The sequence below is a fragment of the Mycobacterium sp. AT1 genome (assembly GCF_002043095.1).
In the GTDB taxonomy this organism is placed as follows: domain Bacteria; phylum Actinomycetota; class Actinomycetes; order Mycobacteriales; family Mycobacteriaceae; genus Mycobacterium.
The window spans coordinates 19,513-35,388 of the sequence record NZ_MVOC01000073.1; the positions used below are offsets into that span (position 1 = coordinate 19,513).

General features: G+C 66.6%; 17 protein-coding genes. 8 read left to right on the forward strand and 9 right to left on the reverse strand.

Annotated elements, in window-relative coordinates; translation table 11 throughout:
• Positions 1-26: 26 nt before the first annotated feature.
• Positions 27-1,307 (reverse strand): multidrug effflux MFS transporter, encoded by a 1,281-nt coding sequence (locus B1790_RS29485; RefSeq protein WP_079926831.1) that lies wholly within the window; start codon positions 1,305-1,307, stop codon positions 27-29.
• Between the two features lie 70 nt (positions 1,308-1,377).
• Between B1790_RS29485 and B1790_RS29490 the strand changes: the two genes are divergently transcribed.
• Positions 1,378-1,830, forward strand: coding sequence for a MarR family winged helix-turn-helix transcriptional regulator (locus B1790_RS29490; RefSeq protein WP_079926832.1), 453 nt, complete (start codon positions 1,378-1,380; stop codon positions 1,828-1,830).
• 7 nt (positions 1,831-1,837) lie between these two features.
• Here the strand turns inward: B1790_RS29490 and B1790_RS29495 are convergent, their stop codons facing one another.
• Together B1790_RS29495 and B1790_RS29500 are read right to left on the reverse strand one after the other, a co-directional pair.
• Complete coding sequence (locus B1790_RS29495; protein ID WP_198952154.1) at positions 1,838-3,982, reverse strand: xanthine dehydrogenase family protein molybdopterin-binding subunit; 2,145 nt, start codon at positions 3,980-3,982, stop codon at positions 1,838-1,840.
• The gene (locus B1790_RS29500; RefSeq protein WP_079926906.1) at positions 3,979-4,449 is read right to left on the reverse strand and encodes a (2Fe-2S)-binding protein; all 471 of its coding nucleotides are present in this window, start codon (positions 4,447-4,449) and stop codon (positions 3,979-3,981) included. Before B1790_RS29500 ends, B1790_RS29495 begins: the two co-directional genes overlap by 4 nt.
• A 95-nt stretch (positions 4,450-4,544) precedes the next feature.
• Here B1790_RS29500 and B1790_RS29505 point away from each other — a divergent pair, with 95 nt between their 5' ends.
• Both B1790_RS29505 and B1790_RS29510 read left to right on the forward strand, forming a co-directional pair.
• Positions 4,545-5,603 (forward strand): low specificity L-threonine aldolase, encoded by a 1,059-nt coding sequence (locus tag B1790_RS29505; protein ID WP_079926907.1) that lies wholly within the window; start codon positions 4,545-4,547, stop codon positions 5,601-5,603.
• Between the two features lie 9 nt (positions 5,604-5,612).
• Positions 5,613-6,269, forward strand: coding sequence for an SGNH/GDSL hydrolase family protein (locus B1790_RS29510; protein WP_079926833.1), 657 nt, complete (start codon positions 5,613-5,615; stop codon positions 6,267-6,269).
• On the opposite strand, the gene B1790_RS29515 is transcribed toward B1790_RS29510, so the two are convergent.
• Positions 6,237-7,412, reverse strand: a complete 1,176-nt coding sequence (locus B1790_RS29515) for a cell wall metabolism sensor histidine kinase WalK (RefSeq protein ID WP_079926834.1) — start codon at positions 7,410-7,412, stop codon at positions 6,237-6,239. The genes B1790_RS29510 and B1790_RS29515 overlap by 33 nt on opposite strands.
• Positions 7,413-7,414: 2 nt before the next feature.
• A complete protein-coding gene (locus B1790_RS29520; RefSeq protein ID WP_233165376.1) occupies positions 7,415-8,137 on the reverse strand; it encodes a response regulator transcription factor in 723 nt (240 codons plus the stop codon).
• 140 nt (positions 8,138-8,277) lie between these two features.
• On the opposite strand from B1790_RS29520, the gene B1790_RS29525 reads away from it, so the two are divergent.
• The 3 genes from B1790_RS29525 to B1790_RS29535 are packed head-to-tail and all read left to right on the forward strand — an operon-like array spanning position 8,278 to position 10,095.
• Positions 8,278-8,484, forward strand: a complete 207-nt coding sequence (locus B1790_RS29525) for a hypothetical protein (RefSeq protein ID WP_079926836.1) — start codon at positions 8,278-8,280, stop codon at positions 8,482-8,484.
• The gene (locus B1790_RS29530) at positions 8,484-9,551 is read left to right on the forward strand and encodes a catalase family peroxidase (RefSeq protein WP_079926837.1); all 1,068 of its coding nucleotides are present in this window, start codon (positions 8,484-8,486) and stop codon (positions 9,549-9,551) included. The genes B1790_RS29525 and B1790_RS29530 overlap by 1 nt, the downstream gene beginning before the upstream one ends.
• Before the next feature lie 58 nt (positions 9,552-9,609).
• Positions 9,610-10,095, forward strand: coding sequence for a cytochrome b/b6 domain-containing protein (locus tag B1790_RS29535; protein WP_142271575.1), 486 nt, complete (start codon positions 9,610-9,612; stop codon positions 10,093-10,095).
• Positions 10,096-10,098: 3 nt separating this feature from the next.
• Here B1790_RS29535 and B1790_RS29540 read toward each other — a convergent pair whose 3' ends face one another.
• The gene (locus tag B1790_RS29540) at positions 10,099-10,851 is read right to left on the reverse strand and encodes an alpha/beta hydrolase (RefSeq protein WP_233165377.1); all 753 of its coding nucleotides are present in this window, start codon (positions 10,849-10,851) and stop codon (positions 10,099-10,101) included.
• Positions 10,852-11,040: 189 nt separating this feature from the next.
• Complete coding sequence (locus tag B1790_RS29545; protein WP_079926840.1) at positions 11,041-11,403, reverse strand: hypothetical protein; 363 nt, start codon at positions 11,401-11,403, stop codon at positions 11,041-11,043.
• Positions 11,404-11,497: 94 nt separating this feature from the next.
• On the opposite strand from B1790_RS29545, the gene B1790_RS29550 reads away from it, so the two are divergent.
• Complete coding sequence (locus B1790_RS29550) at positions 11,498-12,133, forward strand: TetR/AcrR family transcriptional regulator (RefSeq protein WP_079926841.1); 636 nt, start codon at positions 11,498-11,500, stop codon at positions 12,131-12,133.
• 909 nt (positions 12,134-13,042) lie between these two features.
• On the forward strand, positions 13,043-13,558 hold the full coding sequence (locus B1790_RS29555) for an HNH endonuclease (RefSeq protein WP_079926842.1): 516 nt from the start codon (positions 13,043-13,045) through the stop codon (positions 13,556-13,558).
• 619 nt (positions 13,559-14,177) lie between these two features.
• Here B1790_RS29555 and B1790_RS29560 read toward each other — a convergent pair.
• Together B1790_RS29560 and B1790_RS29565 are read right to left on the reverse strand one after the other, a co-directional pair.
• Complete coding sequence (locus tag B1790_RS29560) at positions 14,178-14,972, reverse strand: hypothetical protein (protein ID WP_142271567.1); 795 nt, start codon at positions 14,970-14,972, stop codon at positions 14,178-14,180.
• Positions 14,969-15,778 (reverse strand): TIGR04255 family protein, encoded by an 810-nt coding sequence (locus B1790_RS29565; RefSeq protein ID WP_158083893.1) that lies wholly within the window; start codon positions 15,776-15,778, stop codon positions 14,969-14,971. The genes B1790_RS29560 and B1790_RS29565 overlap by 4 nt, the downstream gene beginning before the upstream one ends.
• Positions 15,779-15,876: the final 98 nt, after the last annotated feature.

The window sequence follows — 15,876 nt, forward strand, 5'->3', positions numbered from 1 at the left end:
GGTCGTGAGTAACTACACCAATCTAGTCACCGCGGCAGTGCGGTGCCGTCGGATCCGCTACACGCGTCTGGCCGACGCCGGTCCCGCCCCAACATGAATGCGAGGCAGGCGATCGAGACGGCGACCAGCATCACCGCGGCCAGCGGCGCGGCGGTGTGTTCACCGCCGATCCCCACCAACGGCGACACCAGTGCGCCGAGGCCGAACTGCAGCGCCCCCAGCACCGCGGAGGCCGATCCGGCGGCCCCGGCGACGCCGCCCAGGGCCAACGCGGTGGCGTTGCCGAACACCAGGCCCAGGCTCGCCACCGCAACCCAGAGCGGAAAGACCAGCAACCACACCGGCGCTCCAATGGCCACGATGCCGACGATGGCGATCACGGCGGCCAGACACAGCGCGAGACCGGTTCCCGCCAGTCTGCGGACGGGGTGGGTAGCGACCAGTCGCGCCGAAACGGCGCTGACCACCGCGAGCCCAATCGCGTTGGTGCCGAATGCGATTCCGTACTGCACTTCGCTGAATCCCATCATCACCTGGTAGACGAACGGCGACGCGGAGATGTAGGCCATCATGGTCGCGAAGGCGAAGGCGAAGGCCAGGGCATTGCCGAGGTAGACGCGCGAGCCCAGCGCGCGCAGCGCCGAAGGCGACCCGGCACGGTCGGTCCGCACCTTCGCGCGACGCTCGGCGGTGTGGGTTTCCCTGACCACGGCGACGACGCCGACGAACATCGCCGCGACGATGGCGAAGACCACCCACAGCACCCCTCGCCACCCGAGGGGGTCGACGAGGACGCTGCCCAGCACCGGCGCCACGACGGGCGCGATGCCGCCGACGAGCATCATCAGACTGAAGGCCCTCGCGGCGGCCGCCCCGACGGCGAGGTCGGAGATGATCGCCCTGCCGATCACCATGCCAGCCGCGCCGGTGACGCCCTGGGCGAACCTGGCCGCCACCAGCGCCTCCACCGTCGGCGCCAGCGCCGTCGCGGCACTGGCGGCGAGGCACAGCAGCGACCCGACGACGAGGGGCGCCATCCGGCCGAATCGGTCCGACAGGGGCCCGAAGACCAACTGGCCCAGCGCAATTCCGATGAGGAACGCGGTCAGGGTCAACTGGACCGATGTCGCGGTGGTGCCCAGGTCGGCCGTCATCGACGGAAACGCCGAGAGGTACAGGTCGGTGGCGAACGGGGCCACCGCCGACAGCAACGCCAGCACGAGGAGAAGCGGCCCGGGGATCGGGCGAGACTTCTCGGGTGCGAGCAGTCGTTCCATCTGTTCGGCGTTGCCTGCCGTCGTCGTCATGTCACGTCCTCAAAGTAGCTATGTTGGCGTAACTATACATACATAGCTTTCTGTGCGTAAAGTCGGCCTCATGAGCCGCGCCGTAGCCCCAGCTCCCGCCACTGATCACGAGTCGGCCCTCGCCGATCTGGCCGACGCGATCATGCACGCAGCCCGCCTCATCCGGTCTTGGGATCAGTCCGCCGAGACCGTCGTCCCGTTGTCGACCGTCGAGGCGGCGGTCCTGGAGTACGTCGACCGCCACCCGGGCTGCCGGCCCAGCGACGTGGCTCGCGAACTCCGGATGCGCACCAGCAACTTCAGCGCGGCGCTGCGCGTCCTGGAGAAGCAGGGATTCGTCGAGCGGCGTGACGACCCGTCCGACGGACGCACCGCCAATCTCGCCGTCACCGCGCTCGCCAAACGCAACATCGACGTCATCCGATCCCGGCGGGCCGCGTTGCTCGCCGCCGCGCTCGGCGACGACCGGTCTCGGATCGACGGTGCCCGCGAGCTCCTCGACCAACTGCGAATCCGCGAGTGAACCGACGTCAGTCCGGCATGGCCGCGACGATCCGCTCTGCGGTGAACGGCATGCTGCGCACCCGGACACCGATCGCGTCATGGATCGCGTTGGCGATGGCGGCGCCGGTGGGACCCTGCGCGGTCTCGCCGACCCCCAACGACGGATTGCCGTTGTCGGGCAACAACTCCACGTCGACCGCCGGAACCTCGGAGAACGTCAGGATCGGGTAGGTCTCCCACGTGTCGCTGGTGACGGACCGGTCGTCGAAGCGGACCCGCTCCCGCAGCGCCCAACTGGTCGCCTGGATGGCGCCACCCTCGATCTGGTTCTCCGCCCCGTCGGGGTTGACCACCAGCCCGGCGTCCACCGCCAGAGTCAGTCGACGGACCCGCACCTCGCTGGTGGCCTCCACCTCGGCGACCACCGCGCAGTAGGCGCTGGTGTTCTTGTACCGGGCATAGGCGACGCCGTGACCGAGCGACTCCGTAGGCGTCCAGTCTGCCCAGTCCGACCGTCGGACGACCGCCTCCACCACCGCGCGTCCGCGCGGATCGGCCAGCTGGGCCAGGCGGTACTCGACCGGATCGCGCCCGGCGGCGATGGCAAGCTCGTCCATGAACGACTCGATCGCGAAGACGTTGACGAAAGCGCCAAGCGCACGCAGCGCCGAGGTACGCAACGGCATCACCGACAGCAGGTGGTTGACCACTCTTTGATGGGGAAAGTCGTAGCCGGGCACGGCGTTTCGGGCAGCGCCACCCCCGTTCGCCAGCGGCGGCTCGTCTGCCGCGCCGATCGGCACACCACCCTCGCGGTGGCTCGCCGCCAGCAGACCGACAGTCCGGACGAAGCCCGGCCGGGTCACGTGCCCGTTGCCCCAGACGTCGTGCCGCCACGTCCGCACGGCCCCGTCGCCGTCGACCTCGGCGGCGATCCGCACGACCGCCGCCGGACCGAAGGGCGCCCAACCGAGTTCATCCGGACGCGACCACACCACCTGCACGGGACGACCGGGCACGGAGAGCGCCAGCAGTGCCGCATCCAGCGCGACGTCGTCGGCGCCGTTGTGCCCGTAGCACCCCGCCCCCGCGACGTGTTGCACCCGGATCTGCTCCTCGGTCAGGGCCAGCGCCCTGGCGAGTTCCCGGCGCAGGAGGTAGACGCCCTGACTGTGCGTCCACACCTCGAGGATCTGCTCGTCACCGTCGTCGGTGACCCGCGCGGTGGCGGTGGACGGTCCCATCGACGCGTGGGCCAGATAGGGTCGGTCGTAGCGAGCTTCGTGAAAGACGTTGCCCCGAGCGGGATTCGGATCTCGGCCACCTGTGTCGGCCACGACCGTGCTGACCGCGGGCGCCGCCGTCAGGAACGTCGGCAGATCCGATTCGTCGGGCAGCGTCGCCCGTTCCTCCCACGTCGCGTCGGCGCGGAGTCGGTCCGCCGCCGCCAGCGCGACCTCCTCCCGTTCGGCGACCACACCGAGGAAGTCGCCGTCGCGGACGACGGTCACCACACCCGGCAACGCCAACGTCCTCGTGGCGTCGACCGATTGCAGCGCGGCGGCCCGCGAGGGCGGTCTGACGACGCGGCCGTAGACCAACCCCGGCAGCGCCAGGTCGTGGGCGAACCGCGGCCGCCCGACCAGCTTGTCGGGCAGGTCGAGCCGGGGGACCCGAGTCCCCACGATCCGGCGGTCGGCCGCCGCCTTGGTCGGCGCCGCGCCGGTCACCCGGCGGTGCAGCAGGCCCTCACACGTCAGCTCCCAGTAGGTCGCCGACCGACCGTCGGGTGCGGTGACGACGCCGTCGGTCACCGTCAGCAGATCGGCGGACACCTGCCACCGCTGCGCCGCGGCGTCGAGATGGACGGCCCTGGCCTCGGCCGCGGCCATCCGCAGCGCGGCACCCGAGTGCTGAATGGACAGGCTGCCTGCGGTGTACCCCTCGTTGGGGCTGACCCCCGTCGCCGCCGCCGTCATGCGCACCCTCGCCAGGTCGACGTCCAACTCCTCGGCCACGATCTGCGCCAGCGCGGTCAGCACGCCCTGCCCGAGTTCGACCTTGCCGGAACGCACCTCGACGACTCCGCCGGGCAGGAGACGCACCCAGTCGTCGACCATCGGGTTGGCCAGGATCGACGCCGGGAGGTCAGCGGCCGCGACGTCGGTCACCGGTCCCCCGCCCGCAGTTCGGCGGCTGCGGCCAGCACCGCGCGCACGATCCGGTTGTGGACGCCACACCGACACAGGTTGCCGTCCAGCGCCAGGCGCACGTCGTCGGCCGACGGGTCGGCCGTGCGCTCGAGAAGGGCGACGGCGGAGATCACGATCCCGGAGATGCAGTAGCCGCACTGCGCGGCCTGTCCGTCGATCATCGCCGTGACAACCGGGTGCGGATTCTCGGGTGTGCTCAGCCCCTCGACGGTGGTGATCTCGCGACCCTCGAGGCTCCCGACGGGGACGTCACAGGAGTAGCTGGGCCGGCCGTCGACCAGGACCATGCACGACCCGCACAGCGCCAGACCGCAGCCGAATCGGGTTCCCTTCAATCCCAAGTGGTTCCGCAGGACGTACAGCAGCGCGGTGTCGGGCTCGGTCGTGACGTGCTCGAGCTTGCCGTTGACCGACACCGAGGTCATGGTTGCCTCCACATCGCTCCATGGTCCTCCCGTTGGGCGTTGTCGGCGAACGCCCAGACTCGCGCCCCTCGCTCACCGACTGGGAGACTGACGGGATGGTCGACACCCTTCACGACACCGGCTACCGGGGCTTCGCGAGCGACAACTACGCAGGCGTCCACCCCGAGGTGCTGGAAGCCCTCGCCAAGGCCAACGGCGGTCATCAGGCCGCCTACGGCGGAGACGCGTACACGCAGCGTTTGCAAGAGGTGGTGCGGGCCGAGTTCGGCGGCGCCGCCGAAGTCTTCCCCGTCTTCAACGGCACCGGTGCGAACGTCGTCGGACTCACGGCCATGATGCCGCGCTGGGGCGCCGTCGTCTCCAGCGCGACCGCGCACATCAACACCGACGAGGGCGGCGCCCCCGAACGTGTCAGCGGCCTCAAGCTGCTCACCGTGCCGACGCCCGACGGCAAGCTGACGCCCGAGCTGATCGCCACCGAAGCCTGGGGCTGGGGCGACGAACACCGCGCGCAACCACTCGCCGTCAGCATCACCCAAACCACCGAGTTGGGAACGCTGTACACGCCCGACGAGGTGCACGCGATCGCCGAGTTAGCGCACGGTCACGGCATGGCCCTGCACATGGACGGGGCCCGAATCTGGAACGCGGCCGCCGCACTCGGCGTGCCGTTCCGGGAGTTCACCACCGACGCGGGCGTGGACGTCGTCAGCCTCGGGGGAACCAAGAACGGACTGCTCGGGGCCGAGGCGGTCGTCGTCGTCGACCCGGCCCGCGTCGAGGGCATGCCGTATCTGCGGAAGCTGAGCATGCAGCTGGCCAGCAAGATGCGCTTCACCAGCGCGCAGCTGCTCGCACTGTTCGACGACGAGCTTGGGTTGCGGTCGGCCGCGCATGCCAACGCCATGGCCGCCCGGCTCCGCGATGCGCTCGACGACGATCCGGTCGCAGGCCTGTCCTTCAGCCAGGCGACCGACGCCAACGCGGTCTTCGCGGTGCTGCCCAACGACGCGGCCGACCGCATCCGCGAGCGCGTGCGGTTCTACGACTGGGATCGCGCCGCGGGGCAGGTGCGCTGGATGTGCTCGTGGGACACCACCGAGGCCGACGTCGACGGCTTCGTTGCCGCCATCCGCGAAGAGCTCGGCGGTTAAGTTGAAGACATGACGGTCAAGACGGTGTTGTGCTTCGGAGATTCCCTGACGTGGGGCTGGGTGCCTGCAGACGAGACCGCGCCCACCACGCGGTTCCCCCGCGACGTGCGCTGGACGGGGGTGCTCGCCGAGACCCTTGGCGACGACTACGCGGTGATCGAGGAAGGCCTCAGTGCGCGCACCACCAACGTCGACGACCCAACCGACCCACGGCTCAACGGCGCTGCGCACCTTCCCATTACGCTCGCCAGCCACCTGCCGCTTGATCTGGTCATCCTGATGCTGGGCACCAACGACACCAAGGCGTACTTCCACCGCACCCCGTTCGACATCGCGACCGGCATGTCGCTGCTCGCGGCGCAGGTACTCGGCTCCGCGGGCGGAGTCGGCACCGTCTATCCGGCGCCGAAGGTTCTGGTCGTCGCTCCGCCGCCGCTTGCCCCGATGCCCGACCCATGGTTCCAGATGACCTTCGACGGCGGGCACGAGAAGTCCGAACAGCTGGCCGAGGCCTACCGCGCGCTGTGTGCGTTCATGAAGATTCCGTTCGTCGACGCGGGTTCGGTGATCAGCACCGACGGCAGCGACGGCGTGCACTTCACCGAGGGCAACAACCGCGACCTCGGCACCGCGCTAGCCGACGAGGTACGTCGAATCTTGCAGTGAGGCAACGGGTGACGGCCCGGACTCAACGCCCCGCGGCAGGGACACGGTGAACGTGGTCCCTTGGCCCAGCCCCTGGCTGTCGGCCTTGATGCTGCCGCCGTGACCGTCGACGAGCGCCTTGGCGATGGCCAGGCCGATGCCTGCACCGCCGTGCACCCGGTCGCGGGCCGCGTCCACCCGGTAGAAGCGGTCGAAGAGATGGGGCAGGTGCTCGGGTAGGACGCCGTCGCCGGTGTCCGACACCACGACCGTCACGCCGTTGTGGGTCGCCCGGGCGCCGATCACGACGGTGCCTCCGCTCGGAGTGTGTCGCAGGCCGTTCTCCAGCAGGTTGGCGAGCACCTGCCCGAGACGTTCCGGATCCGCCCACACGTCGGGAAGGTCGGCGGCCGCCGTCGAGGTGAGCGTCACGCCCTTGGCGCGGTAGCGCGGTTCCCACACCGTCGTCGCCGTGGCGACCAGACGCGCAATCGAGGTCCAACGCGCGTCGATCGTGCGCGCCCGATGCTCGGCGTCGGACAACGCGGCGACGTCCTTGCTGAGTCGCGTCAGTCGGCGTGACTGGTCACGCAGAACGGCGATGGCGTCGTCGTCGAGCGACTTCACGCCGTCTTCGAGCGCCTCCAGATAGGCCTCGACGATCGCGACCGGGGTTCGCATCTCGTGGGCGAGGTCCGCGAGCATCTGACGGCGGCTGTGCTCGACGCGCCCGAGACTGTCCGCCATGGTGTTGAAGGCGAGGGCGATTTCGTCGAACTCCCTGCCCAATCTCGGTGCGCTGACCCGAAAGTCGTAGTGGCCGTCGGCGATCACGGTGGCGGCGTGCGCGAGTTCGGTCGCAGAGTGGTAGACCCGCCGACTGAGGTACCAGCTCAAAGCGAGGGCCGCGACGATTGACACCAGCAGAGCCGTTACCAGCGACGCGGCGGTGGCCTTCTCGAATGCCCGCTGGTAGGGATGGTCACCGGAGGCGCCCGGTTGCACTGCGGCATCCATCAAACGCTGGAACATGGGCGGGCCGACGAGGGCGGCGACCAGCGTGGCGGTGACGAAGCTCGCCACGATCACCACCGAGTTGACCGCCAGCAGACGCGTCCTGATGCCAAATCGGGAAGCGTTGTGTAAAGACGACTCTGACGCCATGGTCAGCCCCTGCCCATTCGGTAGCCCACTCCGCGCACCGTCGTGACGTACCGGGTCGGGTCGTCACCGAGTTTGCGACGCAGATGTCCGACGTGGACGTCCACGATGTTGTCACTGCCCACCCAGGTGTCACCCCAGACGATTTCGATGAGCTGCCGCCTGCCCAGAACCTTCCCCGGCCGCGACGAAAGCGCTTCGAGAAGGTCGAATTCCGTTCGCGTCAGCACGATCTCGGCGTTGTCGATGCGCACCTCCCGGCCCTCGACGTCGATGCTCAGGTCGCCGATCCGACGAGGCGGCTTGCCCGCCTCCACGAATTCCGCATCCTCGCGCGAGGTTCGGCGGGGGCGTCGCAGCATCGCCTGGATGCGGGCCACCAGCTCTCGCGGACTGAACGGCTTGGTGATGTAGTCGTCGGCGCCGACGGACAAGCCGACGACGGTGTCGACCTCGGTGTCGCGGGCCGTCAGCATGAGGACGTAGGCGTCGGAGAAGATCCGCAGACGGCGGCACACCTCGAAACCGTCGATGCCGGGCAGCCCGACGTCGAGGACCACCACGTCGGGGTCGACGCTGCGCGCCAGGGAGAGCGCCTGGCCGCCGTCGTGGGCGGCGTGCACCTCGAAGCCCTCGCGCCGGAGATAGCTGCCGACCACCTCGGTGAGGGCCACTTCGTCGTCGACGATCAAGGCACGACGAGTCGCTACTCCGGTGGGGTCGTTCACGTGTCCATGATGCACCGCGCGAAATCGGCAGGTCGCGATCGTTAACGAATCTTCAGAAACGAACCAACAAACCGTCGTCTCGGTGCCCGAGGGTGAAGGCATCCCGGCAGAGACCGGGCCCACTTACGAGGAGAGCCGACATGAGAATCACCGCCAAGCGCATCGCTCCCGGATTGGCCGTGGGCTTCATCGCCGCCGCAATGACCCTGGCGCCGGTCGCCGGCGCCGACACCAGCCCGCTGCTGCCCTTCGAAACCACTCCGCAGGTGAAGACGACGCTGAACCTGCAGACCTCGAACCACGACGAACTCGACACCACCGACGGTTCGCTGGACCTGCCGTTCTGATGCCGGGTCCACGGCTCAATCGTCGCGACGCCCTGGTCGGCCTCGCCGCCGCCGGCACCGTGCTGGCGGTCGGCGCAGGCGGCCTGGCGGAGGTGTCGGGCTGGTTGAACACGCGCCGGTTGACCTCGTCGCGATTCGCCGACCGATTCGAACAGGTCTACGGGCGGCACAACGGTTTTCGGCGCAATCACGCCAAGGGGCTCGCCGCGAACGGCACCTTCACCAGCAACGGTGCGGGCGCCGAGCTGTCGTCGGCGTCGGTCTTCGCCCCGGGAACCTTCCCGGTGACCGCCCGCTTCTCACTCGGCGGAACCGTGCCCGACGCGGCCGACCAACCTGGAGCGGTGCGCGGCCTCGGACTGATGGTCCAGCTGCCGAACGGCGAGCAGTGGCGCACCGCGATGATCAACCTGCCGGTATTCCCCGACAGCACGCCGCAGGGCTTCTACGACCGCTTGCTGGCCGGCAAGCCCGACCCGGCCACCGGTCAGCCCGTCCCCAGCGTGATGAAGGCCTTCCTGGCGGAGCACCCCGAGACCGCCGCGGCGATGAAGATCATCAAGGCGTCCCCGCCCAGTTCTGGTTTCGCGGACAGCACCTTTCACGGACTCAACGCCTTCATCGCGACCAACGGTGCCGGGACGTCGGTGCCCATCCGGTGGTCCGCTGTGCCGATGGATGCGCCCGGAGTGTCCTCCCCCGGCGGACGCGACTACCTGTTCGACAACCTCGTCGACCGGATGCACCGCGGCCCGGCGAGCTGGCGGCTGGTGCTGACGGTGGCCGACCCTGGCGACCCCACGCACGACGCCACCCTCCCCTGGCCGCCAGGACGGCGCACCGTCGACGCCGGGGTGATCACCCTCGACGCCGTCCTCACCGAGGCCGCAGGCAACGCCCGTGACGTCAACTTCGACCCCATGGTGCTGCCCGACGGACTGCGCCCGTCGGACGACCCGCTGCCCCCGGCGCGGTCGGCCGTCTACGCCCGCTCGTTCGAACGGCGAACCCGAGAACCCAAGTCCCCCAGCGAAGTCGACGTCGAGAAGGTGAACAGTGACCACTGAGGCTCCAGCCGCCGCGCCACCGAAGTTCACGCTGGTGTCCCGGCTGCTGCACTGGTCGATGGCCGCGATGGTGATCAGCCAGTTCTTCCTCGGCGCCACGATGGTCGCCGCGCTGGCCTACTACCCGCTGCTGCTGGCGATCCATCGGGTGATCGGCATCGTCATCCTGGTCTTCGCGGTCGTCCGGCTGGTCAACCGGCTGCGCCACCACCCGCCGGCGTTCCTGACGACGATGAGTCCGCTGGAACGGAAGGTGGCGACGTGGTCCGAGCGCATGATGTACGCCCTGCTGGTGCTCCAACCGCTGGTCGGCTGGGCGCTGGTCTCGGCGTCGGACGTGCCCGTCACCCTGGTGGGGCCGGTGCACCTGCCCGGCATCGCACCGCACGGCATCGCGCTCTACGCCGCGCTGCGCACCGCGCATACCGTGCTGGCGTACCTGCTGTTCGCGTCGTTCACCGCGCATATCTGTGCGGTCGTGTTCCACACCGTCGGCCTGCGCGACGGGTTGCTGCGGCGCATGACCATTCGCCCCTGGCGGTGACCCCTACGCCGTGCCCAGTGCGCGTGGCATGAAGTCGCGGATGTAGCCGCTGATCTCCTCGCCGTGGGTCTCCAGCGCGAAGTGGCCGGTGTCGAGGAGGTGGAACTCCCCGTTGGGGAAGTCGCGGCGGAACGCCTCCGCCCCGGCGACACCGAAGATCTCGTCGTTCTTCCCCCACGCGACCAACAACGGCGGCTGCTGGGTCCGGAAGTACTCCTGAAACGCCGGATACCCGTCCAGGTTGAACTGGTAGTCCCAGAACAGCTGCAGCTGAATGGCGTCGTTGTCCTTGCGGTCCAAACCCAATTGATCCAACAGCCACGCCTCCGGCGCGATGCGGTCCAACCTGTCCGCCGGCACCCCGTGGGTGTACTGCCAGCGGGTGGTCTCCAAGGTGAACTTCTCCCGCACCCCCTCCTCGTTGGCGGCGCGGTCCTTGGCGTGGGCGAACAGGATGTCCCAGAACGGGGTGAACCCCTCCAGATACGCATTGCCGCTCTGGGAGATGAGCGCGGTGATCCGCTCCGGGCGGCGGCTGGCGATGCGCAGCCCGATCGGGGCGCCGTAGTCGTGGATGTAGAGCGCGAACATCTCCAACCCGAGATGCTCGATCAGGCCCTCGGTGATCTCGGTCAACCGGTCGAAGCTGTAGGTGAACTGCGTCGTCGTCGGCATCGCCGAACGACCGAACCCGATGTGGTCCGGGGCCACCAGGTGATACTCGTCGGCGAGGGAGTTGATCAGATTGCGGAACATGTGCGAACTCGACGGAAACCCATGTAGCAAAAGCAATGTCGGCTTCGCCGGATCCCCCGCCTCACGGTAGAACACCTCGAGGCCGTCGATCGTCGCCGTCTGGTACCGGGTGGCAAATGGACTCGTCGATCTAGCCAAGCATGGACGCGGCGCCTTTTGTTCGAGAACGTCAATTTGGCGACGTTGCCGTCACAGCGCGGGGGTGGTGGGCTGCAGGACGGCGGTCGCGACGGCCTCGGTGCGGAGGTGTTCGAACTCCAGGTAGTCCGGGTCGTCGACCATGTCGACGAAGTGCTGCCGGCTGGGATAGCTCACCAGGGCGACCATGTCCCAGTCACCACCGTCTGCGGCCAAGGACGGATGCCCCACCCCCGCGTAGGCGATCGTCACGCCGTAGCGCTCGTTGACCCCCGAGCTGCTGAAACGCTCGATGTATTGCATGTACTTGGCTTGCCCGCCGGGCGCGAACCGGATGAGGTTCAGCATGACGACGGGGCCGTTCGGGTCGGCGGCCAGGAACCGATCGAGACGAGATGCATCCAAGGTAGACATGTGCGGATTCCCTTCGAGATACTTACTTGCTGTACATCACGCAACATACATGCGGCCTCCGACAATCGCACGACGCGAAGGGGATGATGACCCGATGACCGAAGCGCGCTCCGTTCGGCGCACGCAAGCCGAACGCCGCGCCGAGACCAGGCGCCGAGTGCTCGACGCCGCAACGTCCCTGGTGGCCACGCACGGATCGCGCGCCGTATCACTGGCCGCCGTCGGCGAGGCCGCGGGCTACAGCCGTGGCATCGTCAACCACCACTTCGGCAGCAAGGCGCGCCTCCTCGAGGAGCTCATCAAGCACACTCAGCAGTTCGACGTGCCGACCGACGCCCCCACCGGACTGGGCCGCCTCACTCAGTTCGTCGAGGCCTACCTGATCGGGATGCAGCAGCGGCCGGCCCGCTCGGAGGCGTTCCTGAAGCTGTGGGCCGAATCTGCCGGTGCCGAACCGGCACTCGCCCCGCTGTTCGCCGAACGCGACGCCTGGTTCCGGGACTTCCTTGCCCAGCAGATCCGCGACGGACTGGGCGACGGCTCGATCGGTCGGCACGTGGACCCGCAGTTCGCCGCCGTGACCCTGATCGGCCAGTTGCGGGGCACGGCGATGATGCTGTTCTCCACCGCGCGGGACGTCCCCGTCGCCGAATTCTCCGCCGACGTCGCCAGGAGCGTGGCCCGCAGCATGGCGGCACCGCCAACGCAGGAACCGCCCTTACCTGCGTGAACAGGAGGGCGGTTCATGGCGGTGGCGGAGGGATTTGAACCCTATCCGCCCTGCACGTCAACAGCCCGAAACGGCCTCTAGCTGTGAAAACACATAGTGGTTGGTCACCCATGATTCGCCCAATTCGTGGGCAGATGTGGGCAGAATGTGGGCACGCGGGCGAGAACGCCGGTCCGACTCAGCGCGCAGGTCCAGCAAAGCTGCGACACCGCCGCGCAACTGGCGCGCGGGGAGGGCTCGCCGGCCGGCTTACGCTCGGGGTGTGCGGGACCCCGACGTGATCGACTCCGAACTGAGGTTGGTCGCCGCGGTACGCCGAAGCTGCGCGGAGTTAGGCGGAGGGATGCCGACGACGGCCGTGCTCGACGGACTGCTTGACGAGCGAATCCGGGTTGTCCGCGAACGCGGAAGGACCGTCGAGTTTCGAATGTCTCGCGGGAAGGCGCCGTGTTCGACGCCGATTCGGGCATGTGGTCCGACCTGGCCGCTACGCTGACCGCCTATGGCGGCGTGGTTGTTCACATCAGTTGCCGGAGAACGCAGTTACGGCGGCAGTGACCCCTACGGGGACGTACTCGGGTCCTCCTACGCCTACGACCAGTCAGTGTCCTATCACAAACAAGTGCTCAACGATCACGTCATCGTCCTTCGCGAAGGCGACGCCATCCTAGGCGTGTCGCGAGTGGACGAGATTAGATTGAGCCCAGGCGTCTGGCCTCGTCGGCGGTGCGAGAAGTGCAAGCTCGCGGGCGTGGAGTTTCGGAAGCGAACCAACGATTACGCCTGCCCCCACAAAGGTTGTAAGCACCGCTCTCCTACAGTCCTACAGACCGACGACCCAGTCACTCGTTACGTCGCTACGTCGCTACGTACGACACCCGATGGCAAGCCCTCGACGGTGCGCTGACAATGACTCAGGTCCAGGAACGCCTTCTCGACCAGAGCGCTCAAAATTCGATCCGACCCATCGACGAGGTCGGGCTTGAAGGCCTTCTCGGGGACCTCAGCGTCTCAATTCCAGGCGAGCAGAAAACTGTCCACGGTCCAATAGACGGGGGACGCCGGCAGGCGCAAGTTCTTGTGCGCATCAATCAGGGACACTTTCGCACCGGCCTATTGCGCGCCTACGGTCTTTCATGCGCCGTAACGGGACCATGTCCTGCCGAGGCGCTTGAAGCGGCGCACGTTCTTCCCTACGCGACGCATGAGTCGCACAAGATCGACGAGGGCCTTCTTCTGCGGACTGATATTCACCGCCTGTTCGACGCAGGACATATCGCGATCAATCCCGACACTCTGATCGTGGAGGTAGATCCGAACCTGGCGCGATACCCGCTGTACGCATCTCTTCAGGGTCAGAAAATAAGCCAGCAGCCGAGCGTCGAGGCACTGCGCAAACGCTATGGTTCCGTCGCTGCTTCGTGAGAAGTGGGCATTGCGTTGGTGCGCTGAACGATTCCAATCCCGTGTTCAAGGGGACTTCTTCCTCAGCTAAGCCTCAGATGTTCTTTTCAGATGATGGATCGAGCCACGCTACATCAGCGGAGGGGCACGCCAAGCTACGTGCCATCTGGTTCGTGAGCGTAGCCCGGGTCGGAGTCAAAGTAGACAGCCGCATCAAGGATCGCAGCTCGTACGTCGCTCCACTCAGGCCTCGGGAGCCCTGGCGATTTTGTTCGCAAAAGCGCATGGGCTTTACCTAATTCGGCGTCTTCGTCGTCGAGAGAAGGCACCACGCCTCCCTTACCTCTGCGGACGTCGGCGGCCTGAAATCGACCCACACCGTGCGTCTCCCAGTTGGCTACCTTGCTTGTCGGGATTTCGTGATCAAACAGCAGACGGTCGAGGTGGACGCTACAGCCCGCAGGCGGAGCGTAGTCGGGACCATTCAGGCTCAGAGCGCCTTTGCCTAGCCGCGTCTGGCCGCTCATTCGGTCGACGGTAAGCGACCCTTTGTCACCTTTGGCCACTCGCCTGAAAATGTAAAGATCATGACCCAGCGATAGATCATCGCTAACCCACTCGTCTGATTCCGACACGTCTTCTAGATGGTCTGCCGACGCCAGTTCGGATTCTCACGATCGACATCCTTTGAGAACCAGTTGAGGCTGTACTTGAGACGTTCAATCGGGAGGTCGGTGCTGTGGTCTGTATAGCTCTCAGCAGCAACATTCTGAACGCGCCACCAGTAGCCCTCGCCGAGATAAATGTCAATCTCAACCGACATTTCACCGGCACGCCAGTAGAAGGTCACCCCTCCGTCGTCCGGCGCAATCGACGCATAGATTGTATTGGGAGTGAACAGCACGTCGATGAGCTTCATAGCTCGCTCGAAAGACCCGCTTTCAATCAGCCCCTCGCCCTTTAGCTCATGCAGCGCCGAGCGAGCGCGCTTCGTAGCGGAGTTCCGCAGAAGCGTCTGACGGAGCCCCTCTGTCACCGCGAGAGACGCATAGTTCTGAACTGCCGTTCGCATCTGTTCAAGCTCGGTCGGAGCTATAGCTACGGTTCGAACGCGCTCTGCCCACGATTCGACCGCGGCCGTCGTAAGGGCCTCCATCGCCACCCAAGACTTTGACCGCTCGGCTATTGCTTCGGCCGCGGCCCTTGCCGCGGCTTCTATTGCTGGCACAGATCGAGACCGCTCAGACCACGCTTCGGCCACAAGTTCCCACGCTGGCAGAGACTTTGACCGCTCGGCTATCGCGTCGACCGCACCTCTCATCGCGGCTTCTATCGCCGGCAAAGACCGTGATTCGGCGAGTGCATTGATGTGCGCCGTCGCTGATGCGGCCACTTCACGTGAACGTCGCTCAATCTCGAATTTCGGGTCGGTCATGGCTGCACCCCCCAAGATGCCCGCATCGCATTGTCCGCGCTCGTTTGGAAAGTCTCGATCAACACAGTATGTGCATCGTTCAATAGAATCCGCGCCGCCTCAGTGGGTCCCATCGTATTGATTTTTGACTGCGGCAAAGGAAGCGACACGACGTCGATATCAAGCTGGGTTGTGGGCGTATCAGCCCCCGAATCGAGTTCAGACAGTGCGGTTCTGCGCGTACCCAGGACGGGGTTCTCGGTCGTCTTTCTCAAGCGGAAGCCGATGTAGTCCGCGCGGCTGTACCGTTCTTTCGCGGCCACTCCCTCCCAGCCTGATAGAGCATTAGCTAGCCAATCCACCCCTTCTATATCTTCGAATCGATTCACATAGAAGCAGCGGCAGCCCTGGACCTTGAGCGGCGTGTCACCAAGGCGTTCGATTACATCTGCGAAGTGCTGAAAATAGGTGGAAAGCTCCACGGACAGATTCTCAAACCCCGGATAAGAGCTGTCGGGAGCCTCAGGGTCGAACGACCATGCAAGCGAAAATTGGTCGTGCTGGTAGCTAATCGACCGACTAAGCGAGCTAGCCACTTGTTCGACGGACGGCAAAGGCCATCCTGCTCCGCTGAAGAAGTTGACGCTGGGCAGGCCAGACGGTCGCGGCGAAGGGGGCGACTGCTGAAGCGCAGGAAAACGCTCGGCCCAGCGCTGCACCAATTTATTGATGATCGATAGGTCGAAGTTCTCGACGGGTTCGAAGAAGACAGTCAGCGTCGTACCTCGGACCGGTGGACGTTCGTAGCGGGGACCCCCATCCGTCATCGGTACATGATTACACACAGCCATATAACGATCCCGTCGTCGGCAATGTTCCACCTACCTGCACAAATGCGATCAGGCACATAGTCCGGCGGACCAAC

Coding starts and splice junctions, on each gene's coding strand:
- B1790_RS29540 (WP_233165377.1), bottom strand. CDS start 10,851: ATGTTCCGCAATCTGATCAACTCCCTCGCCGACGAGTATCACCTGGTG.
- B1790_RS29515 (WP_079926834.1), bottom strand. CDS start 7,412: ATGGCGTCAGAGTCGTCTTTACACAACGCTTCCCGATTTGGCATCAGG.
- B1790_RS29490 (WP_079926832.1), top strand. CDS start 1,378: ATGAGCCGCGCCGTAGCCCCAGCTCCCGCCACTGATCACGAGTCGGCC.
- B1790_RS29555 (WP_079926842.1), top strand. CDS start 13,043: ATGACTCAGGTCCAGGAACGCCTTCTCGACCAGAGCGCTCAAAATTCG.
- B1790_RS29500 (WP_079926906.1), bottom strand. CDS start 4,449: ATGACCTCGGTGTCGGTCAACGGCAAGCTCGAGCACGTCACGACCGAG.
- B1790_RS29535 (WP_142271575.1), top strand. CDS start 9,610: ATGGCCGCGATGGTGATCAGCCAGTTCTTCCTCGGCGCCACGATGGTC.
- B1790_RS29550 (WP_079926841.1), top strand. CDS start 11,498: ATGACCGAAGCGCGCTCCGTTCGGCGCACGCAAGCCGAACGCCGCGCC.
- B1790_RS29565 (WP_158083893.1), bottom strand. CDS start 15,778: ATGACGGATGGGGGTCCCCGCTACGAACGTCCACCGGTCCGAGGTACG.
- B1790_RS29525 (WP_079926836.1), top strand. CDS start 8,278: ATGAGAATCACCGCCAAGCGCATCGCTCCCGGATTGGCCGTGGGCTTC.
- B1790_RS29510 (WP_079926833.1), top strand. CDS start 5,613: ATGACGGTCAAGACGGTGTTGTGCTTCGGAGATTCCCTGACGTGGGGC.
- B1790_RS29545 (WP_079926840.1), bottom strand. CDS start 11,403: ATGTCTACCTTGGATGCATCTCGTCTCGATCGGTTCCTGGCCGCCGAC.
- B1790_RS29560 (WP_142271567.1), bottom strand. CDS start 14,972: ATGACCGACCCGAAATTCGAGATTGAGCGACGTTCACGTGAAGTGGCC.
- B1790_RS29485 (WP_079926831.1), bottom strand. CDS start 1,307: ATGACGACGACGGCAGGCAACGCCGAACAGATGGAACGACTGCTCGCA.
- B1790_RS29530 (WP_079926837.1), top strand. CDS start 8,484: ATGCCGGGTCCACGGCTCAATCGTCGCGACGCCCTGGTCGGCCTCGCC.
- B1790_RS29505 (WP_079926907.1), top strand. CDS start 4,545: ATGGTCGACACCCTTCACGACACCGGCTACCGGGGCTTCGCGAGCGAC.